We start from the raw sequence: 25,240 nt of genomic DNA, 5'->3' as shown, positions 1-25,240 counted from the left end.
ACAAAGGAGGAAAATCCATTGGAATTAAAGAAACTAGAAGTACCTACATCTTCAATTACAGAAGTGAAAAGATCGCCGATGGATGTGTTTGACCAAGCTAGAAAAGCTGAAACAGGCGTATATATTTTTAATCGTGAAAAAGTTGCTGGTGTGATGTTGACCCAAGAGCAATATGAGACGTTGTTGCAAGAATTAGCCACGCTTCGCCAACTCGTTGCGACAGAAACAGAAGAGGCAAAAACAAATGGAACTGGGACAAACGAACCATTCACAAAAAATCGCACGGCCATCGTATCCACTTCTGAATCGTTAGATGAATTGGTTAGCGCCTTAAAACAATATTTAGTTACAGGTGTATCTATCTCTGCTAAAAATCTTGATGAACGAATGGTGGCATTGGGATTCATTACGAAGAAAACTGGTTTTGGCGGGGTTGTTGATATGCTCAATGAATTAACAGAAACGGGTAAAATCAATTACCAATTAAGGAAAAAACCAAATGGTAAAATCGTGATCGCAGAGATCATCGGTGAACAAGATAGTCAATCTCAACTATTCGATAAGCTGATCATCAAAAAAATCTATTTACATGAAATATAAAAAACTACCAAGTGTTGCCTTGATTGCTTCGCTAAACATCGAACCTAGGCCAAAAAGAATATAAAAATAAAAGTAAAGCCCTCTAACGACCACTAGCCGTCTCTGGGGGTTTTACTTTTATTTTGCTATCTAAAAAAGTGAAAGCTTATTTTACTTGCTTACGCGAATAGGCAAATATACTACCCCAAATGATCCCTAATAACTGTGGAAATAAGTAAATACCAGCGAGCAGTAAGATGATCTGTTCAGGGGGAAAAGGATGATATAAAAAATGCCATTCAGTACATTTAGCAAAACATAAATAAGAGGTGATCGTAGAACAAAGATTGCCAAGAACCAATGTTCCTAAACGATTGGCTCGTCTCAACGTAAAACCAAGGAAAAAAGCCCAAAATATCAATAGTATAAATAGGATGACTGAATGATAATAATAATCAAAAAGTAGAGCAAGATAAAAATAAGGCACACACATCAATAAGTAGATTGTTTTTTTTATGTAGAATAATTGCAAAGGTCCATTCCTCCAAATCAGTTCTCCTTGGTTTTAATTGTAAAATCAAACAATGAATAATCAATTCTTTTTAGAAATATTCTGAATAAAATGAATAAACTCTCATTGCTTTATTCTTAAAAAACTAGTCTTTCCCCTCAGTTTTTTTAGAGAAATAGAATATATTATGATAGATGGAGTGTCTTTTGGGAGGTTTTGTATGAAAAAGAGAATAAAACTAGAACAATTGTATTTGTTTCTTTGGTTTTTCCCAATTTTTCTTTTGCCTTTTACATGGGTGAATGCAGTGGTACAAGGTGCTGAGATTCTTGGCATCATCAATGGAAGTGGCTTTATTATTTCCAAAAATTTTCCTACATTGACCCTTTTTTATTTTTTGATCAGTGTGAATTTGATCGTTTCAAAAACATTTATAAAAAAGTATAATTGGCATTTGATCCAGTTTTCTTCTATGCTGGTCTTTACATCTTATTTCTCGATATTACCGAGGATCATCATCGGTCCGAATGGATTAAGTGAAAGTGGACTAAAAGATACAAGCTATTCTGCGATGTATTTTTTGACCATCAAACCTTGTTTTTATGTAGCGATTGCTTCCTTTGCGTTAGCAGTCGGCCTATTCTATTATACAGAGATCCGTGAACAATCTTTACTTATAGAAAAGATATAGTTTTTTGTAGGACGTCCATTTTCGGACGTTTTTTTGTTTTACGATATATTTACACAACTTAACAATAACTTTACATATTCAATATCTAGGATTTACAGTACCCTGATACAATCAATTTGTAACTAAGAAAGGGGCATATAAATGAAAAAAGTTTTATTTTCTTTAGGAGTATTAGGTTTTATCTTAGCTGGATGTGGTTCTGGTTCAGGAAGTACGGATGGATCAGCCAGCAACTCGGCTAGTTCAGATGATCAAGTAAAAATCGTAGCGGTCGGTTCAACCGCTTTGCAACCTTTAGTTGATGCTGCACAAGAAATGTTTACCCAAGATAACCCCAACTATCAGATTTCTGTTCAAGGTGGCGGAAGTGGAACAGGTCTTAGTCAAGTAGCGTCAGGTGCTGTAACAATCGGAAACTCTGATGTATTTGCAGAACAAAGAGATGGAATCGATGCAAGTAAATTGGTAGACCATCGTGTAGCAGTTGTTGGAATGGCACCAATCGTAAATAAAGATACAGGCGTTGAAGATATTACAAAAGAACAATTGATCGACATCTTCACTGGTAAGATCACTAACTGGAGTGAACTAGGCGGAGCAGATCAAGAAATCAACGTCATCAACCGTGCAAACGGAAGCGGCACTCGTGCAACCTTTGAATACTGGGCATTAGATGGCGCTGTACCAATACAATCTCAAGAACAAGATTCATCAGGAACAGTTCGTCAAATCGTTTCACAAACACCAGGTGCGATCAGCTATTTAGCTTTCTCTTATTTAGATGATTCTACTCAAGCGTTGAAAATCAACGGTGTAGAACCAACTCCTGAAAATGTCTCAGACAACAGCTGGGAAATTTGGTCTTATGAGCATATGTATACAAATGGCGAACCTGAACCAGAAGTGAAGAAGTTCTTAGACTTCATGATGACAGATGCCGTTCAAGAAGGACCAGTACAAGATTTAGGCTACCTACCGATCAGCATGATGAAAGTTGAACGTGACGCAGAAGGTAACTTATCATAAGATTGAATACATCTTTCAATCACATGTTTATTCAAAACGACTACCATTGATCATTAAGCTTAGTTCCTCGTTGAGGATCTAAGCTTTTTTAGTTTATTGCCCACTCTACGGTTTCGTTTTTTTTTCATATGACAGTTTTGAAAGAAGAATATCAGTTATATCTGAGGATTTATTGGACGAAATGACGTATGGTTAAAGAGTAGAAAAAAAGTTGAGGGATTAGCTATGAATAAAAAAGAAAAACAACGAAAAAAACAGATGCAGCAAATGTTGGCACAATTAGAACGCATTGATCCTAACAAAAATGAAGGGCTGACAGACACACAGGTACAAGAAAGAATACGTGTTGGCGCTGTCAATCAAGCAACGAGTCCTACATTTAAAACGAACAAGCAAATCGTGATGGAGAATGTCTTTACTTATTTCAATCTGATTTTTTTAGTCTTAGCGATTCTATTATGTGTCGTCAATTCCTATAAAAATTTGACTTTTTTACCTGTCATATTGGCAAATACGGGCATCGCAATCTATCAAGAGATCCATTCCAAGAAAATTTTAGATCAGTTGAGCATGTTACACGCCGCAACGGTCAAAGTATTACGGAATGGTCAAGAACAGAAGATAACTATCGAAGAGTTAGTGCTAGATGATCTCGTCATTCTAAAAACAGGAGACCAGATCCCCGCAGATGGAAAGATCATAGACGGCAATCTACAAGTGAATGAAGCGCTATTAACTGGTGAAGCGGATGAGATAAATAAGGAAATCGGCGACGAACTAATGTCGGGAAGCTTCATCGTCGCGGGTAAAGCGAAGGTTCAGTTGACACGAGTCGGCAATGAATCTTATATTGCCAAATTAACGATGCAGGCAAAAGAAATGGGTACTGGAGAACAATCAGAGATGATTGCTTCGTTAGATAGGATCATCAAATGGGTAGGGATCATCATTATCCCCATTGGATTGACCTTATTTTCTCAAAGCTATTTTTACAATGGCAATACGTTGAGGGAAAGTATTGTTTCGATGGAAGCTGCGTTGATCGGTATGATTCCTGAAGGACTGTACCTACTCACGACGATTGCTCTAGCAATGAGTGCGACACGCTTAGCGAAACAACAAGTGTTGCTTCATGACATGAAAAGTATCGAGACGTTAGCACGAGTGGATGTATTATGTGTCGATAAAACAGGAACAATCACTGAAAATTCAATGGACGTTCAACGTGTGCTGATTCCTGAAAATCCTTTAGCAAAACAAACAGCAGATCAGTTGGATGAATTACTTGGTGACTACGCACAGGCAATCGAAGCTGACAATGAAACGATGCAAGCAATCAAAAATTACTTCACGAAGCATTCTGACAGAGAGGCAACAGCAAGTTTACCCTTTTCTTCTGTGAGAAAATATAGCAGCGTGACATTTACAGATAAAACGTATGTCCTTGGAGCACCAGAGATGGTCTTACGTGAAGCGTTCACGAGTTATGCTTCTGAATTTAGCGCGTATACGGATCAAGGCTATCGGGTATTAGTTTTCGGTGAATACCAAGGGATACTGTCACAAGAAGACTTGGAAGAAGCCGTTATCCCGTTAGGTTATTTATTGATTGCTAATCCGATCCGTCAAGAAGCGAAAGCGACGTTTAATTACTTTAAGAAGCAAGATGTTGCTATCAAAGTGATTTCTGGTGATAACCCAGCGACAGTTTCTCATGTTGCCACACAAGCGGGTATTTCAAACGCGGAGCAATATGTGGATGTCTCCTCGTTAAGGGAAGAAGAATTTCCAGAAGCCATGGAAAAATATACCGTCTTTGGCCGTGTCAAACCAGAACAAAAAAAGGAATTTGTTCGTTTACTAAAAGAGAAGCATACAGTGGCGATGACTGGGGATGGGGTAAATGATATCTTGGCGATGAAAGAAGCCGATTGTAGCATTGCGATGGCATCAGGGAATGAAGCGACGATGCAAGCTGCACAAGTGGTCTTGTTGGAATCAGATTTTTCTAAAATGCCAGAGATTGTTGGCGAAGGACGGCGTGTCGTAAACAATATCGAACGTTCTGCCAGTCTTTTCTTAGTAAAAAATATTTTTTCATTCTTATTGTCTGTTTTTTCTGTTCTTTTTGCATTCACTTATCCATTAGAACCTTCACAAATCACATTGATCAGTTTATTTACGATCGGGTTACCTTCCTTTTTATTAGCATTGGAAGAAAATGAAAACCGAATCAAAGGCCGATTCATTGAGAACGTCTTGGAAAAAGCCATTCCGGGTGGTCTGACCGATATGATGGTGGTAGGCGCTTTAGTCGTGGGTGGTTCAATTTTAAATCTGAACAAAACCGATACGTCGACAGCCTCTACCATGTTGCTGATCGTTGTTGGCTTTTTAGTCCTTTATAAAATCTGTCAACCATTGAATCAATTTCGAACACGGATCATACTATTTTGTGCAAGTGGAATCGTCTTTTCTGTTGTCTTCTTGCATAAACTATTTTCAATATCAGCCATTTCGCCAGTGTCTATCTTAATGGTGGTCATGCTCTTTTTCGCAGCAGAATCCATCTTTCGTCAGTTGACCTTTTTCGTGGAAAAATATTTGCATTTAGATAAGATCGATACGACACGTACGAAAAAACGTTGGAGAAAAGTATTTCCATTTTTCAAGAAATGAGCGAAGAATTGTTGGGTACAAAGAGATAGCGTCAACCTCCTAAAACAGAAATGTTCTTGGAGGTTGACGCTTATTTCATTTATACCTATCAGGTTCACGATAAATTGATTTTAGGGATCTTCACAATAAAGGTAGAGCCGATACCAGGGTGACTCTCGATCTCCACCGTACCATGAAGTAAATTCACGTATTCTTTCACGATCGACAATCCTAATCCTGTACCACCTGAATGGCGACTACGCGCTTTATCTACACGATAAAAACGTTCAAAGATGCGTTCTTGATCTTCGCGATCGATACCAATACCAAAATCTTGTACAGAGAAAATCAGCTGATCGTGGCTTTCGTAGCGAATGATGATCTCACTTTCTTCTTTTGAATATTGGATCGCATTTTCAAATAAGTTTTTGATGATCGGGTAAAGCAAATCAGGATGTGTCGTAAAGGCAGTATTTTCTCCAATCAATTTGATCGTCAACTGTTTTTTCCGGATCATTGGTTGATAGCTTTGGATCACTTGTTGGAAATAAGGCTCCATATAGATCGTTTGGGTTTCATGTAAACTCTCTTCGTCTTTTGATAACTGAATAATTTCTCGGATCAGCTTATCTAAACGAATCGCATCTTTTTGCATGATCAATAGAAATTCAGTCAGTGTGTCGGGGTCTTCTTTTGCACCGTCCAGTAAAGTCTCAGTAAACCCGATCAAAGAAGTGACAGGTGTTTTTAATTCATGTGAGACATTGCCGACAAAATCTTTTTGCATTTTTTCTAAATGTCTGACTTTTGTCAGATCATAAGCAACACCTAAAATTTGGCCAGTATCCTCTGAACTATTGAAATAACGCAAGCTGATATCCAGTGTTTGCGTACCGTCAGCAATCGTGACTTCTTGATGAACGATCGGTTCAGTCGGAGAAACTTGATGGATCAATTGGATCAATTTTGGTTCGCGGATCACTTCTGTGTAATGTTGATTTTCTTGATAATCTTTCACACCTAGATGGACTTGCATTTTTGGATTAAGCAGACGCAGTGTCGCATTGGAGTCAATCAGAAAGACACCGATCATCAATTCATTCAACAAGCTGTATAATTGCTCTTCCGTCGTCGTATAGGCGCGATACATTTTGGTCATCTGTTCACTCAAGCCATTGATCGTCTGGTATAATTCTTCCCATTGATCAGAAGTCTGCATAATGATTTCCGTTTGTTCCGGGTTCTTGACCATCTTTTTCAAAACAGGAATCACTGTTTTGAGTGGTTGGTTCCGTTGGTAAATCAGATAGTAGATCATAAATGTCAATAAAAGAAAGAAAACTAAGAAGAAACCAAATACCCAACGGCGAAAACTTTCCGTGCGAGGAAGAAAGCCACTTGTAGGTTCAGCGATGCGAATGATCGCTACTAATTTCCCATTGACTTTGATAGGCAAGGCGACATAAAGTAATTCTTCGTTCAATGTCGTACTCTTACGAAGTGAAGTGCCAAGCGTACTGCCTTCTAAGATCGCTTTGATTTCCGGACGTGTTTTTCTTTGTTCATGCAGAGAAGATTCTTCCGTGTCATAAATGATCGTGCCAGTTTGATCGATCAACGTCACTCGTTCATTGGATTGATGGACAAATTCATCCAGAACTGCTTTATTACTAGCAGAAGCAGGATTCTCAACATCTAGTTGACGAGCCAATAACTGCGCTTTTTTAGTCAAATAACTTTCTTGCTGTTCAATGATCTGTTGTTGGAAATAATGGGAGATGATCTGCCATCCGCCAAAAAATAAGCCAAGCAACAAGACGAGGAAAAATAAGCGCTCGGAGAATTTTTTCCATTGTTTTTTCATCGTTTTGGTTCCTGGAATTTATAACCAAAGCCCCGAACAGTCAGTAAATATTTAGGATGTTTCGGATCACGCTCGATTTTTTCACGTAAATGACTGACGTGGACATCAACAATACGACTTTGTCCAGAAAAATCAAAATTCCAGATACGATCCAACAGTGTATCTCGATCGATCACTCGATCTTTGCGTTTCATGAAATAAACAAGCAACTCAAATTCTTTCGGCGTAAGTTCGATCGGTTGGTCCTCGATCGTCACTTGATAATTCGTCAAGTCGGCTTTGATTTGTCCAATGGATAAGTATTCTGGTTCTGCCTCATCAGATTGAGTTTTACGGGGTTCGATCCGACGAAAGATGGCTTTCATCCGTGCAAGGACTTCCCGAGGGCTGAAGGGTTTCGTCAAATAATCATCCGCACCGATCTCCAGTCCAATGATTCGATCGACTTGATCATCTTTAGCTGTTAGGATCAATATAGGTGTGTCATTTTTTTCTTGACGGAGTTTTTGTGTGATCGCGATTCCGTCGATCGAAGGAAGCATCACGTCTAAAATAATGAAATCATATGAATGTTCCAATGCAAGATCAAGACCTTCTTGACCATCTGCAGCACTGGTTACTTTATATCCTTCTTTTTCAAGATTGAATGTCAGTAATGTTACAATTGAGGGTTCGTCATCAACAACTAGTACTTTTTTCATAAATTCTCCTTTTGATAAATTTCATCTCCTTTATTTTAGCACAGAATCGGGGGCAAGGACTATTTAACCAGCTAAATAAATGGTATAATATAAAAGCAATTTGCTCAGCTAAAGGAGAAAATGTCCGATGATCGGTATCAGTGCTTGTTTAGGTGGCGTGTCATGTCGCTATGATGGCCGGGAACAAACAATCCCTGCCTTAAAAAAACTCGTGACAGAAGGTCAAGCAATCGTGATCTGTCCAGAAGTAGCAGGAGGTTTGCCCATTCCAAGAGAACCAGCAGAAATCGTTGGTGGTGATGGGTTTGATGTCTGGGATCATCAGGCTAAGGTCATGACGATCTCTGGAAAAGATGTCACAGAAGCCTATAAAAAAGGTGCGATCAATGCTTATCAAGTGCTAAAGGAAAAGCAGATCTCAACGTTGATCTTAAAAGCAAATAGTCCTTCCTGCGGCTCATCAACTATCTATGATGGTAGTTTCACTGGTAGTCTGAAAGAAGGCATTGGCGTAGCTACCGCCTATTTTCTCCAACAAAAAATCAGTGTCTGCTCAGAAGAAGAGTGGATGGATCAACGAGGTGAGTTGAATGGAAATTGAGAAAACCAATCGGATGAATGCTCTTTTTGAATTTTATTCGACACTGTTGACTGAGAAACAAATGAATTATATGGAATTATATTATGCAGATGATTTCTCACTTGGAGAAATCGCTGAAGAATATGAAGTCAGTCGCCAAGCAGTTTATGATAATATCAAACGAACGAGCAAGATCTTGGAGAATTACGAAAAAAAACTCCACCTTTTTTCTGACTATGTCGTTCGTGAACAGTTGTTGACAGAATTGACGAACTATATCAATGAACAGTATCCTGAAGATCAAACGCTACAAGGATACATCAAAAAAATTCAAGAAATCGAAGAATAACAAAAAGGAATGAATAAAATATGGCATTTGAAAGCTTAACTGAACGCCTACAACAGGCGATGTCAAAGTTACGAAAAAAAGGAAAAGTCTCTGAAGCTGACGTCAAGGAAATGATGCGCGAGATCCGTCTTGCGCTATTAGAAGCCGATGTCAACTTACAAGTAGTCAAAGATTTTACGAAACGTGTGCGCGAACGTGCAGTTGGAGCAGAAGTACTTGATAGTCTTTCTCCAGCACAACAAATCGTAAAGATCGTGGATGAAGAGTTAACGATCACTTTGGGTTCTGAAACAGTTGAATTGACTAAATCTCCTAAAATCCCGACTGTCATCATGATGGCTGGGTTGCAAGGGGCAGGTAAAACAACGTTTACTGGTAAATTAGCGAATTATTTAAAGAAAAATGAAAATGCTCGTCCCTTATTGATTGCAGGTGACGTGTACCGTCCTGCTGCCATCGACCAGTTAAAAGTTTTAGGACAGCAATTGGATGTTCCGGTTTTTGATATGGGAACAGATGTGAGTCCTGTAGAAATCGTTCGTCAAGGGATGGAACTCGCAAAAGAAAAGAAAAATGATTACGTATTGATCGATACAGCCGGTCGTTTACACATTGATGAAACATTGATGGATGAATTAAAACAAATCAAAGACTTAACACAACCTAACGAAATCTTACTCGTTGTCGATGCGATGACTGGTCAAGATGCCGTCAACGTTGCGGATAGCTTCAATCAACAATTAGGGATCACCGGGGTCGTCATCACAAAATTAGATGGAGACACACGTGGGGGAGCGGCGCTATCAATCCGTTCAGTGACAGGCGCACCGATCAAGTTCATCGGTTCTGGTGAAAAGCTGACTGACTTAGAAGTCTTCCATCCAGATCGCATGGCAAGTCGTATCCTTGGTATGGGGGATATGTTGACGCTGATCGAAAAAGCGCAACAAGACTATGATGAGAAAAAAGCAGAAGAGCTTGCGCAAAAAATGCGTGAAAACTCATTTGACTTCAATGATTTCATTGAACAATTGGATCAAGTCATGGGTATGGGCCCAATCGAAGACTTATTAAAAATGATCCCAGGAATGAATCAAATGCCAGGAATCGAAAATATCAAAGTTGATCCGAAAGATGTTGAGCGAAAAAAAGCAATGGTTTATTCAATGACACCTGCAGAACGTGAAAACCCAGACCTATTGAATCCAAGCCGTCGACGCAGAATTGCTGCTGGTTCAGGGAACAGCGTAGTGGAAGTCAATCGTATGATCAAACAATTCAAAGAATCCCGTAAGATGATGCAACAAATGTCTAAAGGGGACATGAATATTCCTGGCATGGACCAAATGTTCGGTACCGGTGTCAAAGGTAAGCTAGGAAAAATGGCGATGAATCGCATGATGAAGAAAAACAAAAAGAAAAAGAAGAAAAAGAAATAAACAGTAATCAAGTGCAAAAAAGCTTCGAAGACGTATTTAATTTTGTCTTCGGAGTTTTTTCATACATTGTTTGAAAATCCTAAAAGGAGTGAGTCGATGAAACGCTGTCCATGGAGTGAATCAACTGAAATGATGCGTGAGTACCATGATACGATTTGGGGGGTACCTGAATATGAAGATCAACGACTGTACCGTAAATTAATGCTTGATATCAATCAAGCAGGTCTCAGCTGGCAAACGATCTTGAACAAGAGCCAAGCTTTTGATGAAGCTTATGACCAGTTTGAACTCGAAAAAATTGCCAAGTATGATGAAGAAAAAATCGAAGAATTGATGAACAACAAGGGGATCATTCGCAATCGTCGAAAAATCGAAGCGGCAATAACGAACGCACAAGCTGTTCTGGCAATGCAAGCCACTGGACTCAGTTTTTCGGATTATCTCTGGTCTTTTGTGGATGGCAAAGTAGTAACCGGAAACTACCAAGACGAAAGTGAAGTGCCAACTACTAGTGAACTCTCTGATCGTATCTCAAAGGACTTGAAAAAACGCGGCTTCAGATTTATTGGAAGTACGACTATTTATGCCTTTTTAGAAGCGGTAGGGATCATCAACGATCACCTGATCACTTGTTTTCGCCACCAAGAAGTCAAACGCTAAAGGAGAAGGATAATATGTCTAAGATCATTTTTTACGGAGCAATCAGTATGGATGGCTATCTAGCAACAACTAATGATGACTTACAATGGCTCTTCGATACGCCTACTGGGGAAAAAACAACCTATGATGCGTTTTATCAAACCATCGATACAACGATCATGGGCAGAAAAACATATCAAGAAGCCAAAAAATATTTAGATACAGCCAAGATCTATCCAGAAAAAACCAATTATGTCTTTTCAACAGACAAAGAATTGAAGCTGGAGGATGCTAGGGTCGTTCACGAAGATCCCGTAAGCTTTCTCAAGGGGTTGAAGGAATCAAGTGAACAAAGGATCTGGGTAGTTGGTGGGGGCAGTTTGCTCAAACCAATCATTGAACAGCAACTGATCGATGAATGGTACATTCAAATTGCGCCGGTTTTACTTGGGAATGGGATTCGTCTTTTTCAAGAAGGGGATTATGTACAGCGGTATCAATTGGTGGACACGAAACGCTTTGGCGAGTTCATCGAGCTACACTATCGTAAAGAAGAGCACAAAGAATAGTAGGTCACACAAAAAACCACGAAACAACATGCTGTTTCGTGGTTTTTTGTAAAATTAGCAAGACATCAAGCGTTCAATTTTCCCGCGAAATCTAGATACGCATCTAAAATCGTTTGGAAGAAATCAACGGTTCCTTGGATAATGTTGCCCTCTTCATCAAGTAAGTTAGTGATATTTCCGATATACGCTTCTGGTTGTTGTAATGTTGGGACATTTAAAAAGACTAATGATTGACGTAAGTGATGATTTGCGCCAAAACCACCGACTCCACCAGGAGAAGCAGTGACCACTAAACCAGGTTTTTTATCCCAAACACTTTGACCATAAGGACGAGAACCAACATCCAAGGCATTTTTCAATACAGCTGGCACTGAGCGGTTGTACTCAGGAGTTACAAAGATCACGCCGTCTAGATCTTTGACTTCTTCACGGAAACGTGTCCATTCTGCAGGTGTTTGCTCAGGTGTTTCGATATCTTCGTTATAAAAAGGAAGGTCATCGATTTTTACAAATACGCTCTCGTATCCTTCCGGTAATAAGTCCGCAAAAGTTTCTGCAACTTTCTTATTGTATGAATCTTTTCTTAAACTTCCGATGAAAAAACCAATTTTTTTTGTCATAAAACAATTCCTCCTTCAATCTTTCTATATTTATCTTACAAAAAATAAGTAAACTGAGCAAATAAAAACACTTGGGTTATTTTAATGTGTGATCGAAAACATAGGAAATGCTTATGGATAGGGGATTTACAAGCTTCCTATGTTCAACCTTGATGATTCAAAAAAGTAAGAAAAAATCCGTAGAAAAGGAACAAACTACTTAGAGAAAGAATAAAAATAGAAAAAAATCAGACTGTAAAGAAAAAAAGCTTTACAGGGTAAAAAAAAACTGGTACACTACATCTTGTGAATAAAACAATGGAGGTGGAAATATATAATGGCAGTTAAAATCCGTTTAAAACGTATGGGTTCTAAAAAGAGTCCTTTTTACCGTATCGTCGTAGCTGATTCACGTTCTCCTCGTGATGGACGTTTCATCGAAACTGTAGGTACTTACAACCCTTTGAAAGACCCTGCAGAAGTAGTTTTAAAAGAAGATTTAGTACTTGACTGGTTATCAAAAGGTGCACAACCTTCAGATACAGTACGTAACATCCTTTCAAAAGAAGGCGTTATGAAAAAACATCATGAAGCTAAATTCTCAAAGAAATAAGGTGACCGGATATGAAAGATTTAAGCGACTTAGTCTTAACAATCGTTCGTCCGTTAGTTACTTATCCTGATCAAGTCCAGCTAGAAGTCGTTGAGTCGGAAGATTTTTACGAATACAATCTAACTGTGGCTCCCGAAGATATCGGTCGTATCATCGGTAAACAAGGACGCGTTGCGAAAGCAATCCGCACAATCGTTTACGGAGTACGAATCAATGCACCGAAAAAAGTGCGTTTGAATATCATCGACAATAAAGAATAAACTGTTTCGTTTTCGCGAAACAGTTTTTTTGTGTTCTTTAGAGATCATATTTGGCAAAAACAGGTACAAAGCGTATCCTTAATAGTAAGAGAGGAGTGTTTCGAATGAAAAAAATAGGTTTGATCAGCTTATTCGCAGTCGCTTTACTCGGTGCCTGTCAATCACCAAGTGAAACGAGTCAAGAAACGACAAATGAAACAGTTCGTACGACAGAAACAAGTACTTCAAAAGAAGAGATAGGGTCATCTTCCGTGAGTAGCAATGAGACAGCCTCATCAGCTGAAACAAGTACGAGTACGCAAGAAAATTCGACGCAAACTGCCTTTGAGCAATTGCAAAAAGAGTATCCAGACACACCGATGCCCAAAGAGATCCCAGTTGGGTCATCTAACTTGAACATCGCAGCAACGATGACAAAACAAGGCTTTTCTGTCTTATACTATCAATCAGAACAAGCGCTACCACTAAACGACGCCTCATTGAACCAAGCAGAACCAATCGCTTCTTACCTTTATCAAGATGACTTTGCATCTTCCCAAGAAACACTGAACACGATTCAGCCATTTACGGTCGATACTGGAGGAAGACAAGTCGATCTCGGTTATAACATTGTCGGTTATCAACAAGGTGCTGCTGGTTCTTCGATTCTTGAATGGCAAGAAGGAAATTGGCGGTTACGAATACGTGCCAGCAATATTGACGGACAAGATCCTGTACCTTTGGCGAAACAGATCGTGACTTACTTGGAGTCTGCCCGCTTACCTGCACCGGAAAAAGTCGGAACGATCGAAATCAATATGACCGATGGCACGAATCAAAATACTCGAATCATTTGGCAAAAACCAACCACTGTCTATACCATCACGAATCAAGATTCGATGAATGCATTAAAAATGGCTGTTTCCATAGAACAACAATAAAAGAAGACTAGAATTGCCAAGAACCACATGCTAAAATAGACAGGAAACGATAGAACACTCTGAGTCCAAAAGCAAATCGGGACCAAGCAGAGTGACAAGAATCATGAAAGAAATGAGGACAAAAGTTGACTGAATATCTAAACGTTGGCAAGATTGTCAATACCCAAGGAATCAAAGGTGAAGTCCGTGTCATCTCAACCACAGATTTCCCTGAAGAACGTTACAAAAAAGGTGAAGTTTTGACACTCTTCCAAGAAGGAAAAGCTCCTGTAGAATTGACTGTAAAGAGTCACCGTAAACACAAAAACTTTGATTTACTCAGCTTTGAGAATCATCCTTCCATCAATGACGTTGAAAAATACCGTGATGGTATCTTACGTGTATCAAAAGAAAACTTAGTTGAATTGACAGAAAATGAATATTACTACCATGAAATCATTGGCTTGAAGGTCATTGATGAAAACGAAAAAGAACTAGGAAAGATCAAAGAGATTTTATCTCCAGGCGCAAATGACGTTTGGGTCATCCAACGACCAAAGAAAAAAGATGCACTGATCCCGTATATCGATTCCGTCGTTCAAGAAGTCGATCTTGAAAATGGCTTGGTTCGTGTGACATTATTAGAAGGATTGATCGATGATGAAGATTGACGTGTTGACTCTGTTTCCACGAATGTTTGAAGGTCCGATGGGGGAATCGATCATTGGTAAAGCAGTAGCAAAAGAATTGTTAGAAATCAATGTTTCTAATTTTCGTGAGTATTCGGACAACAAACACCAAACAGTCGATGATTATCCATATGGTGGTGGGGCAGGGATGTTATTGAAAGTCCAACCCATCTATGACAATATCAAAGCCATCGAAGAAAAACATCCAGAAACAAAAAAACGTGTGATCTTGCTTGATCCAGCTGGTAAACCATTTAATCAAAAAATGGCAGAAGAATTTTCGGAAGAAGAGCATCTGATCTTTATTTGTGGCCACTATGAAGGCTATGATGAGCGCATCCGTTCACTCGTAACAGATGAAGTCTCATTGGGAGATTATGTATTGACCGGTGGTGAGCTAGGCGCCATGGTGATGATCGATGCGACCGTTCGGCTATTGCCAGATGTTTTAGGTAATCAAACATCTGCCCAAACAGACTCGCATTCTACTGGCTTGTTGGAACATCCTCAATATACAAGACCAGCAGAATTCAAAGATATGAAGGTACCAGAAGTATTGACCAATGGTAATCATAAATTGATTGAAGAATGGCAACTAAAAGAATCCTTACGCCGAACATATCTTCGACGTCCAGACATGTTAGCAAAATTAGACATGACACCGCAAATGGAAAAAATGCTAGCGGAGATCAAAAAAGAAGAAGCTTGAGTTGCAACAAATAAATGAAAATTTTCTTTACACTCACCATAGAATATGATAGTATTCTATGGTGAGTGTAAAAACACTTAACTATTACGATGTTCCGCTGTGAGAAATTACTCATAAGAATGTTTGGAATAAGGAGAAGAAAACAATGAATCCATTAATCGAAGAATTAACAAAAGAACAACTACGTTCTGACATTCCAGCTTTCCGCCCTGGTGACACTGTACGTGTTCATGCGAAAGTTGTCGAAGGTACTCGTGAACGTATCCAGTTATTTGAAGGTGTTGTAATCAAACGCCGTGGTGCTGGAATCAGCGAAACTTATACAGTACGTAAAGTTTCTAACGGTGTAGGCGTTGAGCGTACATTCCCATTGCACACACCACGTGTTGCAAAAATCGAAGTTGTCCGTTACGGTAAAGTACGTCGTGCGAAATTGTACTACCTACGTGCATTACACGGAAAAGCAGCTCGTATCAAAGAAATCCGTCGTTAATTTCTTATTATCAGACAGAGGAAGAACCCTTGAATTTTCAAGGGTTCTTTTTTTTGCTTTACGACAAGTAGGGTTCGTGAATTTAAATTAAATGAATATCATCGAGGATCAATCGAAATGTAAATCCCCCTTTTTAATGGTGGTTATGTTTTTACTGTTTTTTGATAAACGTATTGATTTGTACAGTAAGTTCTTTAGTTGCTTTTTTGATTTCTTCTTTTGCTAAGATCGCTGAAACCACAGCAAAGCCTTGAACGGGGAAGGTTTTGAATTCTGCAATCGTGTGTTCGTTGAGACCACCGATCAAAACAACAGGGATCGAAACGTGTTGAAGAATCTTCTTGAGTTCATTTTTTGATACGATGATGGCATCTGTTTTAGTAGCGGTTGGAAACATCGTCCCTACACCTAAATAATCTGCCCCAGCTTGTTCAGCGGAAATTGCTTGTTCGAGTGTTTGGACGGAAGCGCCGATGATTTTTTCAGGGCCAATCATTTTTCTCACCACAGCCACAGGTAGATCTGTTTGACCGACATGAACACCGTCTGCATCACAAGCTAACGCAATGTCTACTCGATCGTTGATGATCAATGGAACATTGTATGGTTTAGCTAATCGTTTCAATGCGATCGCTTCCTCATAAAAATCTCGTGAATTGGCTTTTTTTTCTCTCAACTGTAAGACGGTAATACCTCCTTCAAGAGCTTGTTGCACTGCTTCTTGGAGGGGCTTTTTTTTCAGCAGTGACTGGTCTGTCACTAGGTATAAGGAATAGTTGATGTCATTTTTCAAAGTAGTTTCCTCGCAGTAGTAATGTTTCCCGATCAATACGGCTGATTTCATCAATCAGTGCGATCCGAAAACTTCCCGTACCAGCCGTTTGTTCCAACGCAAGCTCGCCAGCAATCCCCATGGTAAGAACAGCTGTAGTTGCTGCATGGAAAAGATGTTCAGGAGACCCCCCACAAAAGCTAGCAATCAATGAAGTGAGCATACAGCCAGTGCCAGTGATCCGACTCATTTCAGGACAACCATTGTGCACTAAGATTTTACGCCGCCCATCAGAAATCACATCTGTCGCACCGGTGATCACTACGATACATTTGTGAGCGGTTGCTAATTGATCAGCAATCCGTTGGGCTTCTTCAATGGAGCTTGCATCATCTGCCGAGGCATCGACACCTTTCGTCGTGCTTGCGATTCCCGCTAAAAAGCGGATTTCTGAAATATTGCCACGAATCACTGCACATTTCAAGTTTTCTATGATCGTTTTCGCTGTTTGATTACGAAACTGTGAAGCCCCTGCACCGACTGGATCAAAAATGATCGGGATACCTTTTTCGTTGGCTGTTTGCCCAGCTGAAAGCATCGAAGCTACGGTACGTTCATTCAAAGTACCCATGTTTAGTACCAATGCCTGTGACATTGCTGTGATTTCCGCTACCTCTAACGCATCATCAGCCATGATCGGTGAACCACCGATCGCAAGTGTGACATTCGCACAATCATTGACCGTTACATAGTTCGTGATATGGTGGACCAAAGGATTTTTCATACGGACCGTTTCTACAGCTGTTTTTAAAAATGTATTCATTGACTTTGTTCCTCCTTAAGACCATTGCGATAGAGTGAATAGAAATGATTGGTTGGGCCATGACCTTCGCCCAATTCTAGTGAATGTGCGATTGCAGTAGTGATATATTTTTTAGCCTTGGAAATTGCTTGGTCTAATGGTACGCCCAAAGCGAGTTGTGAGGCAATCGCTGAAGAGAAGGTACAACCAGTGCCATGGGTGTTTTTTGTGACGATTCGTTCAGATGTATAGGAGTAAATATTTTTCCCATCATACAATATATCAGTGGCTTCACCTGTGCGATGGCCTCCTTTGATCAAAACTGCAGCATGACATGTTTCATAAATAGCTTTTGCTGCTCGTTCCATTTCTTCCAGGGAAGTAATCGAGCGATCTGCGATTTTTTCTGCTTCTGGAATATTTGGGGTGATCAAAGTAGCTAATGGTAAGACGTTTTTGATCAATGTGTCGATTGCTTCTGGCTCCATCAAGGCATCGCCATTTTTCGCATACATCACAGGATCTAGTACAATATTTTTAAGTTGCCATTCTTGTAGACTGCTTGCGACAGCTAACATCGTATCTGCACACGACAACATACCGATTTTAATTGCATCAGGATAGATGTCCTCGAAAACAGCTGTCATTTGTTCATTGATAATTGTTGGTGCGATGTCTTGGTATGAGATCACACGAGCGGTATTTTCAGCGACTACTGAGGTGATCACAGACATTCCATAAACACCATGAGCGGCAAATGTTTTTAAATCGGCTTGGATACCGGCGCCACCGCTACAGTCTGAGCCAGCAATACTTAGTACTTTTTTCATCAAATTCCTCCTTAAAATAGAAAAAAGACATTCTTCCAGTATAGAAGAATGCCTTGATTGTTTCAATTTCACATCAACAAAAAGGACATTTGCTCCCTACGCTGGTATCAACCAACAGGTTCAAAGGGTCAGGTTTTACCTTCTCAACGCGATAACGTCCCCCTGCAAACAAAATCATATTTAGTTACGAACCAATGATATCTGAAAAAAGCAGAAGATTCAAGTTTACAGGAGCAAGCCTACACGGAGTAGCTAAAAGCAACAGTTTACTTTCTTTCGAAGTAGCGTGCTTATAGGAATTGCTAGTGCGTTTCTCAAGATGGTATACTAAAGAAAAACGATAGAATATTCTAAGTGTACGATGCAATATATCAAAGCCAAACTTTTGGAGGGAATCTTATGACAGAGTTAAGTAATCTACCGAATATAGGGAAAGTATTAGAAGAAAATTTGCGAAAGATTGGTGTGACAACGGAAGAAAAATTTAAAGAAAAGGGAACGGAACAGATATTTTTTGAAATTCGTCAAAAGGTGGACAGTGGCGCCTGTCTGCATATGCTATATGGAATCGAAGGAGCGAGAAAAGGCAAGCCTATGCAAGCTTTGACAAAAGAGGAAAAAGAAAAGTTAAAGCAATTCTATCGAAGCCTAAGCTAAAATAATAAGCGATGAAGATAGAAAATACGAAATTATTAAAGAATATTTTTTTGTGAATTTAATAACAATATTTAGTTTTTTTATAACTTTTTAACAGAAATATATATTGCTAGGAAGAAGCGATGAAGTTGATTGGATTTGAAAAAAAGAGAACTTGAACAAAAAAATAGAATATATTTAATTACTGGTTTACTAGCATTATGAGAATTTGGCATGCTAAAATCCATGCAATTTTAATTTAAAATTTGTTATGATTTACTTGAGATTAAGTGAACTTTCATTTTTGTAAACAACTAAAAAATAGCTAATAAACAAAAAAATATAACAATTTTGGTGTATGATCGGCGTCCCATTTACCATCGAAGGTGAAGTCGGTGATATAAATACACTTGAAATTCATGTCTCGCTACCAGTAGATGCGTCAAATGCTTCTCGACTAGCATCAATTACTGTAAATGCTTCATTCACAACAATTGAATCGTTTACAGTGAGTTATGCAGATGGTGTAGAGAATGACGTTGTATTTGAGGATAAAACTTTCAAACGTATTGAACCTGGAACTGCTACACCAGGTTTTGGTGCAGAACCAACAAGAAAAGGTTATACATTTGCTGGTTGGAGTCCGACTGTCAGCGAGACAGTTACAACCGATGCGCTTTATACAGCAACATGGGAACCAATTCCAACGTATCAGGTCAACTATACAGACGGTGTACCAGATGAAGAGATTTTTGCAGATCAAGTCTTTAACAATTTAGTCGCCGGTTCTGCGACACCCATATTTAGTGGGCAACCTACAAGAGCTGGGTATATATTTAAAGGATGGGATAAAGCAATAACTAATACAGTGACTGGTGATGGCACTTATACGGCCATTTGGGAACCTGTGATTCCACAAACTGTCACTTATCAAGTGATCTATACAGACGGTGTTGCAAATCAACCCATTTTTGAAAACCAAGTATTTTCAAAATTGATTAAAGGCATAGCAACCCCTGTGTTTAGTGGAACACCATCAAGAGAAGGCTATAAATTCATCGGTTGGACGCCAACTGTCAGCGAGTTTGTGGAAGGTAATATGACTTATACCGCACAATGGGAAAAATTACCGCAAATCATTGAACCGGTGATACCATCGATCCAACAACCAGAAGGAAACAAAGTGTATGAAACAGTAAAAACAACTGAAACAACTAAAGCAATAACTAAAGTAATGAAAAAAGATAAAGTTACGTATAGTACACCCATAAAACAACCTAGAAAAGTGAGTCATCTTCCAAAAACGGCGGAACAATCGATGTATTCGACTAGTATGGTTGGCTTGGGTATGTTTATAGTCTTCGTAATAGGAATATGCTGGTTAAAACGTTCGAAATCAGAAGGTAGCCGATAAAACTGAAAGATAATCCTCACGTAAAAAAATATTATAAAGGAAAGAACTAGTAAATAAAAAAAACATCACTCATAAAAAGACATTAAGTCAGATTTTTTTTGGAAATTCAAAAAAAGTCTGACTTAATTATTTTCTTCTACGTAGCTATACTGAAAGCGTAAACAAAAAAGGGGTGATAGCTTATGACAAATTGGCTGAACATTGAGGGGAAAACGATTATTGTAACCGGAGGATCTTCTGGTATCGGGAAAAGTATCGTAGAAAGTCTATTGGAACAACATGTCAATGTAGCAAATTTTGATATTAAAGATTCGACACTTAAACATCAACGATTATTATTTGTAAAAACCAATATAACATTACGACAAGAAGTAGAAGCTGGAGTTGCAAAAGTAAAGGACCACTTTGGTACGATAGATGGTTTGGTCAACAATGCAGGCATCAACATTCCACGCTTATTAGTGGATAAAAAGCAAGCGCATGGGAGATATGAATTATCCGAGGAAGTATTTGACAAAATCATCGCAATCAATCAAAAAGGATTATATTTGATGACTCAAGCAGTAAGTAGAATCTTAGTTGCTAAAGGAGAAGGAGTAATCATCAATATGTCTTCTGAATCAGGACTTGAAGGTTCAGAGGGGCAAAGTGCGTATGCGGCAACGAAAGCCGCTGTCAACAGCTTTACTCGATCTTGGGCAAAAGAGTTAGGAAAATCAAATGTTCGGGTAATAGGGATCGCCCCAGGAATCATGGAGGAAACCGGACTACGCACACTTTCTTATGAAGAAGCCTTGGCCTATACTCGTGGCATCACGATTGAAGAGCTTAGAGCAGGTTATGCCAAAACGAGCACGATTCCATTAGGTCGAAGCGGGAAATTAAAAGAAGTCGCTGACTTAGTTAGTTACTATCTATCTGATCGTTCGAGTTATATCACTGGAGTAACCACAAATGTGGCCGGAGGAAAAACTAGAGGATAAAAAGTGGGGGAAGTAAATGACGGTGGTGAACAGATGGTATCAAATTCTACAATTACTGGTTACCCACAAAGAAATGAGGATCGGCAGTTTGAAACAACAGCTGAATACAAGTACGCAAACGGTAAAAACCAGCATTGAATCTTTAAACGAAGAATTGATTGGAATTGCAGAAATCGTTCAACATAAGAATGATTTTCATATCGAAATTGAAAATTTTGAAAAATTTGATTTGATAATGAACGGCAGTTTGAGGCGGAAGAGCGATTTTAATTCTTGCAGTAAAAGAGTTTTCTTTATCGTCAAGAAGCTGATCGAGCAAAAAGATTTTTTGCTGATCGATGATCTGTCAGAAGCATTAGGGGTCAGCCGAAGTACTGTCGTTAAAGATCTACGAGTGATGAAAAAACTGATTTCCTCTTTTAATGTCGAAGTGATTGGAACGCCGAATCGTGGACTGCGTATGCGTGGAGAAGAACTGGATCTACGACTGTTACACCTTCATTATGTACAAGAATATTTTGCCGAACGTCCATTATCAGAACGCACACAAGATTTCGTAGAACACGTAGTTCAAAAATTTAATTTACCTAAAAATCAGGGCTTTCTTTTGAAAAAAACGATTTCTATTACAATGAAACGACTCCTTAAAGGAAATATACTGGTAGATTTGCCAAATGAATATATGGACCTTATGACGAGTCATCCTGCTTTTGTCGAATTGATCCATCATTTGGAATATGAATATAGCATCACATTAAGCCAAACAGAACAAGCTTTTCTCAGTTTTCCTCTTAATATAAGTGCTATTGCTGGCATGGATAAGTCTACTATTGATGAGCAAAAAATCGAACAGTTATTTCAACAAATGATAGAGACAATTCATCAAAATTTACTAGTAGAATTTGATGAAACCTTCTTAGTCCATGAAATAAAAGAGCACTTTATTTACATGCTCAATCGTTTGATTTTTCGAATAGAGCTTCAAGATCTGTTCTATGGTGAAATCGAATCCCAATATCCTCTAGCCTATGAACTGGCAAAAATTGGTCTACAGCAGATCGGGGAGCAGTTACAACGAGTGGTTCCGACTGTTGAAATCAGCTATATTGCCTTTTATTTTGAACTTGCATTGAGGAAACAAACCAGTAACAACGAACACAAAGAAATTGCAATCGTCTGTAATACCGGAAAAGGAACAGCCTTGATTATTCGCCGTCAATTGGAACGGGTTTTGGGTCCGCAAATCATCATGGTCCATTTTTCTGAGGAGGAGTATCAGCAGGAAGACTTAGACCAATATTTTGCTGTTTTTACAACCATTCCGCTGAAAAATGTAAAGAAACATACCCCAATCATTCGATTGATCAATCTATTCAACGAAACTTGGTTGCAAGAAGAGTGGCGTAAAGCAGAAAAGTTGAGAGCCGCAAACGTTCATCACTTAAAATTAGATTTTGAGATTTTAAATGAAAAGAAACCCTACAAACAAAATCTTGATCATATGCTTGAATCTCTTGAGAGCAAAGGCTTAGTCGATCAAGAATTTAAGGAGCAACTGTTTATTAGAGAAAAGTTAAGGAGTACGATTTTTGAATATGGCATTGCTTTTCCTCATGCCATCAATAAAAAATCGGCTGAAATTATTTTATCAGTGGGTATCTTTAGGAAAGGAATCTCCACGATCAACGGACAAGTACAAGTCGTCTTGTTGTTAGCCATTCCACAAGATCTAACGATGGAAAAAGAAAAAGAATTGCTAAAACTGTATGATCAGCTTTTTGCTGTTATTGGCGATCCTGAATTTAGAAGTGAACTATGTCGTTTGGATGATTTAGTTGGGTTACAAAATTGGATGATACGAAAGGGGGTCATAACATGAATTTCATATATATATTCGGCGCATTTGCACTTGTTGCTTACGGACTGCAAGTAATATTTGGAATGAAACAAATCAAGCACTTTAATCAAATCTATCTAGAAATGCGCAGAAAAGGGAAGGTGGCTATCGGTCGTCGATCTGGAAAAATCAAAGCAGGAACGATCGTCATGTTTGCTGTCGATCAAAAAGGGATCATTATTGATGCGCGAAAGATGCAGGGCGTGACTGTTCTAGCAAAATTTGGTCTATTGCCACAATATATCGGAACAGATATCCACTACATCGACAACTATCATCCTTTGGTACGAACAGAAAATAAATTGGTGCAACAAGAAATGGCAAATGCCAGAGAAATCTATTTGCGGGTAGAACTAGGCAATTATCAAGAAGAATCGCTACCTTCCCCACTTACGATGCTTGGCATTCAATTCAGTTTATGGAAAAAACAATACCTATCAAAAAAAAGGAGTGTTGAATAATGGAATATATCACAAAATTTGCGGAAGGCTTCATCGGTTTATTTGAAACGGGTGCGGAAACTTTTATATCTTGGATGACTGGTATCGTCCCTGTAGTGTTGATCCTAATGGTCGCAATGAATACACTGATTGCTTTCTTAGGTGAAGAACGAGTAACTAAAGTTGCCAAACTATCAACGAAGAATCCCGTCACAAGATATTTGATCTTACCTTTTTTATCTGCCTTTATGTTGGGGAATCCGATGTCTTTTACAATGGCTCGCTTTTTGCCTGAATATTACAAGCCAAGCTATTATGCTTCTCAAGCACAATTTTGTCATACGAGCAATGGCGTCTTTCCCCACATCAATCCGGGTGAATTATTTGTTTGGTTAGGAATCGCCCAAGGAATCACAACCTTAGGATTAAATTCAATGGAATTAGCTGTACGTTATATGTTTGTCGGAATTCTTATGAATTTTATTGGTGGTTGGGTGACAGATTTTACCACCGCATATGTTTGTAAACAACAAGGGGTTACCCTGAGTAAAACAGTAGAAACAGCGACAGAATAAGGAGGAAGTGAGAAAATGAGCTATCATAGTATTCGAATTGTAAGAGGAACTGGTGGGTTCGGAGGGCCATTAGTGATCACACCAACAGAAGAAAATACAAATTCATTTATATTACTGGTGGGGGAGAAAAGCCAGCAATCGTCGATAAAATTGCTGAATTGACAGGCATGGAAGCAGTCAATGGCTTTAAAACTTCTATCCCAGATAATGAAATCGCTTTAGCAATCGTTGATTGCGGAGGAACGTTGCGTTGTGGGATCTATCCAAAAAAAGGAATACCTACGATCAATGTCGTACCAACAGGAAAAAGCGGACCATTAGCACAATACATTACAGAAGACATTTACGTCTCGGCAGTAGGGATCAATCAAATCACACTGACTACTGAAGAAGGCACAGTCGGTCAATCTGATAACATAGAAAATAAGCGTGTAGCAGCACGTGAATATAAATACGATACAAGCAAAAAAATTACTGAACAAAAAGCTGAACAGCAGAATTTTATTGCAAAAATCGGCATGGGTGCAGGAAAAGTAGTGGCAACTTTTAATCAGTCCGCGCGCGAAGGTGTACAGACGATGATCAATACGGTCATTCCATTCATGGCATTTGTTTCTTTGTTGATCGGGATCATACAAGGATCTGGTATCGGTAATTTCTTTGCCAATATTATGGCACCTTTAGCAGGGAATATTTGGGGGTTGATGATCATCGGTTTTATCTGTTCCTTACCGTTTCTTTCTCCATTATTAGGACCTGGGGCAGTAATCAGCCAAGTCATCGGGACACTGATCGGGGTGGAGATCGGAAAAGGCAATATTCCACCACAGCTTGCTTTACCTGCGTTATTTGCCATCAATACTCAAAATGCTTGTGATTTCATCCCTGTCGGATTAGGCTTAGAAGAAGCAGAGGCTGAAACAGTAGAGGTTGGCGTACCTTCCGTTTTATATTCACGCTTTTTAAACGGTGTACCTAGGGTGTTAGTCGCATGGATAGCAAGCTTTGGAATGTATAGTTGAA

At 39.0% G+C, this 25,240-nt stretch carries 28 protein-coding genes, 1 pseudogene and 1 riboswitch; of the genes and pseudogenes, 22 read left to right on the top strand and 7 right to left on the bottom strand.

Annotation, left to right across the window (positions count from 1 at the left end):
- The first annotated feature begins 18 nt into the window (after positions 1-18).
- Complete coding sequence (locus tag IGJ99_RS09420; protein ID WP_010734993.1) at positions 19-600, top strand: hypothetical protein; 582 nt, start codon at positions 19-21, stop codon at positions 598-600.
- A gap of 145 nt (positions 601-745) precedes the next feature.
- Here the strand turns inward: IGJ99_RS09420 and IGJ99_RS09415 are convergent, their stop codons facing one another.
- A complete protein-coding gene (locus IGJ99_RS09415) occupies positions 746-967 on the bottom strand; it encodes a hypothetical protein (RefSeq protein ID WP_347081686.1) in 222 nt (73 codons plus the stop codon).
- Positions 968-1,310: 343 nt separating this feature from the next.
- Between IGJ99_RS09415 and IGJ99_RS09410 the strand changes: the two genes are divergently transcribed.
- From IGJ99_RS09410 to IGJ99_RS09400, 3 genes are all read left to right on the top strand, one after another.
- Positions 1,311-1,781, top strand: a complete 471-nt coding sequence (locus tag IGJ99_RS09410) for a hypothetical protein (RefSeq protein WP_010734995.1) — start codon at positions 1,311-1,313, stop codon at positions 1,779-1,781.
- Positions 1,782-1,922: 141 nt separating this feature from the next.
- On the top strand, positions 1,923-2,807 hold the full coding sequence (locus IGJ99_RS09405; RefSeq protein WP_010734996.1) for a phosphate ABC transporter substrate-binding protein PstS family protein: 885 nt from the start codon (positions 1,923-1,925) through the stop codon (positions 2,805-2,807).
- Between the two features lie 225 nt (positions 2,808-3,032).
- Positions 3,033-5,486, top strand: a complete 2,454-nt coding sequence (locus IGJ99_RS09400) for a cation-translocating P-type ATPase (RefSeq protein WP_023519977.1) — start codon at positions 3,033-3,035, stop codon at positions 5,484-5,486.
- A 94-nt stretch (positions 5,487-5,580) separates the two neighbouring features.
- Here the strand turns inward: IGJ99_RS09400 and IGJ99_RS09395 are convergent, their stop codons facing one another.
- Together IGJ99_RS09395 and IGJ99_RS09390 are read right to left on the bottom strand one after the other, a co-directional pair.
- Positions 5,581-7,329, bottom strand: a complete 1,749-nt coding sequence (locus IGJ99_RS09395; protein WP_153830230.1) for a sensor histidine kinase — start codon at positions 7,327-7,329, stop codon at positions 5,581-5,583.
- Positions 7,326-8,030 (bottom strand): response regulator transcription factor, encoded by a 705-nt coding sequence (locus tag IGJ99_RS09390; protein WP_010734999.1) that lies wholly within the window; start codon positions 8,028-8,030, stop codon positions 7,326-7,328. Before IGJ99_RS09390 ends, IGJ99_RS09395 begins: the two co-directional genes overlap by 4 nt.
- Positions 8,031-8,157: 127 nt before the next feature.
- On the opposite strand from IGJ99_RS09390, the gene IGJ99_RS09385 reads away from it, so the two are divergent.
- The 5 genes from IGJ99_RS09385 to IGJ99_RS09365 all read left to right on the top strand — a co-directional run bounded on the left by IGJ99_RS09385 (position 8,158) and on the right by IGJ99_RS09365 (position 11,606).
- Positions 8,158-8,631 carry a DUF523 domain-containing protein gene (locus IGJ99_RS09385; protein WP_010735000.1) on the top strand — a complete coding sequence of 158 codons (474 nt, stop codon included), beginning with the start codon at positions 8,158-8,160 and terminating at the stop codon, positions 8,629-8,631.
- On the top strand, positions 8,621-8,959 hold the full coding sequence (locus tag IGJ99_RS09380; protein ID WP_010735001.1) for a putative DNA-binding protein: 339 nt from the start codon (positions 8,621-8,623) through the stop codon (positions 8,957-8,959). The genes IGJ99_RS09385 and IGJ99_RS09380 overlap by 11 nt, the downstream gene beginning before the upstream one ends.
- A gap of 20 nt (positions 8,960-8,979) precedes the next feature.
- Positions 8,980-10,398, top strand: coding sequence for a signal recognition particle protein (ffh, locus tag IGJ99_RS09375; RefSeq protein ID WP_010735002.1), 1,419 nt, complete (start codon positions 8,980-8,982; stop codon positions 10,396-10,398).
- Between the two features lie 96 nt (positions 10,399-10,494).
- Positions 10,495-11,058 (top strand): DNA-3-methyladenine glycosylase I, encoded by a 564-nt coding sequence (locus tag IGJ99_RS09370; RefSeq protein ID WP_194179829.1) that lies wholly within the window; start codon positions 10,495-10,497, stop codon positions 11,056-11,058.
- A 14-nt stretch (positions 11,059-11,072) separates the two neighbouring features.
- On the top strand, positions 11,073-11,606 hold the full coding sequence (locus IGJ99_RS09365) for a dihydrofolate reductase family protein (RefSeq protein WP_010735004.1): 534 nt from the start codon (positions 11,073-11,075) through the stop codon (positions 11,604-11,606).
- A gap of 65 nt (positions 11,607-11,671) precedes the next feature.
- On the opposite strand, the gene IGJ99_RS09360 is transcribed toward IGJ99_RS09365, so the two are convergent.
- Positions 11,672-12,226 (bottom strand): NADPH-dependent FMN reductase, encoded by a 555-nt coding sequence (locus tag IGJ99_RS09360; RefSeq protein ID WP_010735005.1) that lies wholly within the window; start codon positions 12,224-12,226, stop codon positions 11,672-11,674.
- Between the two features lie 316 nt (positions 12,227-12,542).
- On the opposite strand from IGJ99_RS09360, the gene rpsP reads away from it, so the two are divergent.
- From rpsP to rplS, 6 genes are all read left to right on the top strand, one after another.
- The gene (gene rpsP, locus IGJ99_RS09355) at positions 12,543-12,818 is read left to right on the top strand and encodes a 30S ribosomal protein S16 (RefSeq protein ID WP_010735006.1); all 276 of its coding nucleotides are present in this window, start codon (positions 12,543-12,545) and stop codon (positions 12,816-12,818) included.
- Positions 12,819-12,829: 11 nt separating this feature from the next.
- The gene (locus IGJ99_RS09350; RefSeq protein WP_010735007.1) at positions 12,830-13,078 is read left to right on the top strand and encodes a KH domain-containing protein; all 249 of its coding nucleotides are present in this window, start codon (positions 12,830-12,832) and stop codon (positions 13,076-13,078) included.
- Between the two features lie 104 nt (positions 13,079-13,182).
- Positions 13,183-13,998 carry a hypothetical protein gene (locus IGJ99_RS09345; RefSeq protein ID WP_194179828.1) on the top strand — a complete coding sequence of 272 codons (816 nt, stop codon included), beginning with the start codon at positions 13,183-13,185 and terminating at the stop codon, positions 13,996-13,998.
- A 125-nt stretch (positions 13,999-14,123) separates the two neighbouring features.
- Entirely contained in the window at positions 14,124-14,648 is a 525-nt protein-coding gene (gene rimM, locus IGJ99_RS09340) for a ribosome maturation factor RimM (protein WP_010735009.1), read from the top strand.
- Complete coding sequence (gene trmD / locus IGJ99_RS09335; RefSeq protein WP_167347588.1) at positions 14,638-15,375, top strand: tRNA (guanosine(37)-N1)-methyltransferase TrmD; 738 nt, start codon at positions 14,638-14,640, stop codon at positions 15,373-15,375. Before rimM ends, trmD begins: the two co-directional genes overlap by 11 nt.
- 145 nt (positions 15,376-15,520) lie before the next feature.
- Positions 15,521-15,868 (top strand): 50S ribosomal protein L19, encoded by a 348-nt coding sequence (gene rplS / locus IGJ99_RS09330; RefSeq protein ID WP_002286913.1) that lies wholly within the window; start codon positions 15,521-15,523, stop codon positions 15,866-15,868.
- Positions 15,869-16,019: 151 nt separating this feature from the next.
- On the opposite strand, the gene thiE is transcribed toward rplS, so the two are convergent.
- The 3 genes from thiE to thiD are packed head-to-tail and all read right to left on the bottom strand — an operon-like array spanning position 16,020 to position 18,272.
- The gene (gene thiE, locus IGJ99_RS09325) at positions 16,020-16,661 is read right to left on the bottom strand and encodes a thiamine phosphate synthase (RefSeq protein ID WP_438770787.1); all 642 of its coding nucleotides are present in this window, start codon (positions 16,659-16,661) and stop codon (positions 16,020-16,022) included.
- Entirely contained in the window at positions 16,651-17,463 is an 813-nt protein-coding gene (thiM, locus tag IGJ99_RS09320; protein ID WP_023519970.1) for a hydroxyethylthiazole kinase, read from the bottom strand. The genes thiE and thiM overlap by 11 nt, the downstream gene beginning before the upstream one ends.
- Positions 17,460-18,272, bottom strand: coding sequence for a bifunctional hydroxymethylpyrimidine kinase/phosphomethylpyrimidine kinase (thiD, locus tag IGJ99_RS09315; RefSeq protein WP_438748324.1), 813 nt, complete (start codon positions 18,270-18,272; stop codon positions 17,460-17,462). Before thiD ends, thiM begins: the two co-directional genes overlap by 4 nt.
- A gap of 76 nt (positions 18,273-18,348) precedes the next feature.
- Positions 18,349-18,446: riboswitch (TPP riboswitch) on the bottom strand.
- 225 nt (positions 18,447-18,671) lie between these two features.
- Here thiD and IGJ99_RS09310 point away from each other — a divergent pair.
- The 7 genes and pseudogenes from IGJ99_RS09310 to srlE all read left to right on the top strand — a co-directional run bounded on the left by IGJ99_RS09310 (position 18,672) and on the right by srlE (position 25,239).
- Positions 18,672-18,929: a TfoX/Sxy family protein gene (locus tag IGJ99_RS09310; RefSeq protein WP_062804957.1), complete on the top strand. Its 258-nt coding sequence runs from the start codon at positions 18,672-18,674 to the stop codon at positions 18,927-18,929.
- A 337-nt stretch (positions 18,930-19,266) separates the two neighbouring features.
- A complete protein-coding gene (locus IGJ99_RS09305) occupies positions 19,267-20,322 on the top strand; it encodes an InlB B-repeat-containing protein (protein WP_438770786.1) in 1,056 nt (351 codons plus the stop codon).
- 182 nt (positions 20,323-20,504) lie between these two features.
- A complete protein-coding gene (locus IGJ99_RS09300) occupies positions 20,505-21,305 on the top strand; it encodes an SDR family oxidoreductase (RefSeq protein ID WP_010735016.1) in 801 nt (266 codons plus the stop codon).
- A 16-nt stretch (positions 21,306-21,321) separates the two neighbouring features.
- Positions 21,322-23,184 carry a BglG family transcription antiterminator gene (locus IGJ99_RS09295; RefSeq protein WP_438770785.1) on the top strand — a complete coding sequence of 621 codons (1,863 nt, stop codon included), beginning with the start codon at positions 21,322-21,324 and terminating at the stop codon, positions 23,182-23,184.
- Positions 23,181-23,663, top strand: a complete 483-nt coding sequence (locus IGJ99_RS09290; protein WP_438770784.1) for a transcriptional regulator GutM — start codon at positions 23,181-23,183, stop codon at positions 23,661-23,663. Before IGJ99_RS09295 ends, IGJ99_RS09290 begins: the two co-directional genes overlap by 4 nt.
- Positions 23,663-24,217 (top strand): PTS glucitol/sorbitol transporter subunit IIC, encoded by a 555-nt coding sequence (srlA, locus tag IGJ99_RS09285; RefSeq protein WP_019723990.1) that lies wholly within the window; start codon positions 23,663-23,665, stop codon positions 24,215-24,217. The genes IGJ99_RS09290 and srlA overlap by 1 nt, the downstream gene beginning before the upstream one ends.
- A gap of 15 nt (positions 24,218-24,232) precedes the next feature.
- Positions 24,233-25,239 (top strand): annotated as a pseudogene (srlE, locus tag IGJ99_RS09280) (PTS glucitol/sorbitol transporter subunit IIB).
- The last annotated feature ends 1 nt before the right edge of the window (position 25,240 follow it).

Origin of the sequence: Enterococcus sp. AZ095b, from assembly GCF_051714725.1 — a bacterium.
GTDB classification, from domain to species: Bacteria; Bacillota; Bacilli; order Lactobacillales; family Enterococcaceae; genus Enterococcus_B; species Enterococcus_B pernyi.
Note: the sequence above shows the minus strand (reverse complement) of the source record. Positions and strands in the feature narration are given on the sequence as shown.

What these genes read in the sequence shown, in the direction of transcription:
- rplS (WP_002286913.1), top strand. Translation starts at nt 15,521, where the DNA reads ATGAATCCATTAATCGAAGAATTAACAAAAGAACAACTACGTTCTGAC.
- srlA (WP_019723990.1), top strand. Translation starts at nt 23,663, where the DNA reads ATGGAATATATCACAAAATTTGCGGAAGGCTTCATCGGTTTATTTGAA.
- IGJ99_RS09365 (WP_010735004.1), top strand. Translation starts at nt 11,073, where the DNA reads ATGTCTAAGATCATTTTTTACGGAGCAATCAGTATGGATGGCTATCTA.
- IGJ99_RS09345 (WP_194179828.1), top strand. Translation starts at nt 13,183, where the DNA reads ATGAAAAAAATAGGTTTGATCAGCTTATTCGCAGTCGCTTTACTCGGT.
- trmD (WP_167347588.1), top strand. Translation starts at nt 14,638, where the DNA reads ATGAAGATTGACGTGTTGACTCTGTTTCCACGAATGTTTGAAGGTCCG.
- IGJ99_RS09405 (WP_010734996.1), top strand. Translation starts at nt 1,923, where the DNA reads ATGAAAAAAGTTTTATTTTCTTTAGGAGTATTAGGTTTTATCTTAGCT.
- IGJ99_RS09305 (WP_438770786.1), top strand. Translation starts at nt 19,267, where the DNA reads ATGATCGGCGTCCCATTTACCATCGAAGGTGAAGTCGGTGATATAAAT.
- rpsP (WP_010735006.1), top strand. Translation starts at nt 12,543, where the DNA reads ATGGCAGTTAAAATCCGTTTAAAACGTATGGGTTCTAAAAAGAGTCCT.
- thiD (WP_438748324.1), bottom strand. Translation starts at nt 18,272, where the DNA reads ATGAAAAAAGTACTAAGTATTGCTGGCTCAGACTGTAGCGGTGGCGCC.
- IGJ99_RS09380 (WP_010735001.1), top strand. Translation starts at nt 8,621, where the DNA reads ATGGAAATTGAGAAAACCAATCGGATGAATGCTCTTTTTGAATTTTAT.
- ffh (WP_010735002.1), top strand. Translation starts at nt 8,980, where the DNA reads ATGGCATTTGAAAGCTTAACTGAACGCCTACAACAGGCGATGTCAAAG.
- IGJ99_RS09300 (WP_010735016.1), top strand. Translation starts at nt 20,505, where the DNA reads ATGACAAATTGGCTGAACATTGAGGGGAAAACGATTATTGTAACCGGA.
- IGJ99_RS09385 (WP_010735000.1), top strand. Translation starts at nt 8,158, where the DNA reads ATGATCGGTATCAGTGCTTGTTTAGGTGGCGTGTCATGTCGCTATGAT.
- IGJ99_RS09290 (WP_438770784.1), top strand. Translation starts at nt 23,181, where the DNA reads ATGAATTTCATATATATATTCGGCGCATTTGCACTTGTTGCTTACGGA.
- IGJ99_RS09350 (WP_010735007.1), top strand. Translation starts at nt 12,830, where the DNA reads ATGAAAGATTTAAGCGACTTAGTCTTAACAATCGTTCGTCCGTTAGTT.
- IGJ99_RS09400 (WP_023519977.1), top strand. Translation starts at nt 3,033, where the DNA reads ATGAATAAAAAAGAAAAACAACGAAAAAAACAGATGCAGCAAATGTTG.
- IGJ99_RS09390 (WP_010734999.1), bottom strand. Translation starts at nt 8,030, where the DNA reads ATGAAAAAAGTACTAGTTGTTGATGACGAACCCTCAATTGTAACATTA.
- IGJ99_RS09295 (WP_438770785.1), top strand. Translation starts at nt 21,322, where the DNA reads ATGACGGTGGTGAACAGATGGTATCAAATTCTACAATTACTGGTTACC.
- IGJ99_RS09395 (WP_153830230.1), bottom strand. Translation starts at nt 7,329, where the DNA reads ATGAAAAAACAATGGAAAAAATTCTCCGAGCGCTTATTTTTCCTCGTC.
- IGJ99_RS09410 (WP_010734995.1), top strand. Translation starts at nt 1,311, where the DNA reads ATGAAAAAGAGAATAAAACTAGAACAATTGTATTTGTTTCTTTGGTTT.
- IGJ99_RS09370 (WP_194179829.1), top strand. Translation starts at nt 10,495, where the DNA reads ATGAAACGCTGTCCATGGAGTGAATCAACTGAAATGATGCGTGAGTAC.
- IGJ99_RS09310 (WP_062804957.1), top strand. Translation starts at nt 18,672, where the DNA reads ATGACAGAGTTAAGTAATCTACCGAATATAGGGAAAGTATTAGAAGAA.
- thiM (WP_023519970.1), bottom strand. Translation starts at nt 17,463, where the DNA reads ATGAATACATTTTTAAAAACAGCTGTAGAAACGGTCCGTATGAAAAAT.
- IGJ99_RS09360 (WP_010735005.1), bottom strand. Translation starts at nt 12,226, where the DNA reads ATGACAAAAAAAATTGGTTTTTTCATCGGAAGTTTAAGAAAAGATTCA.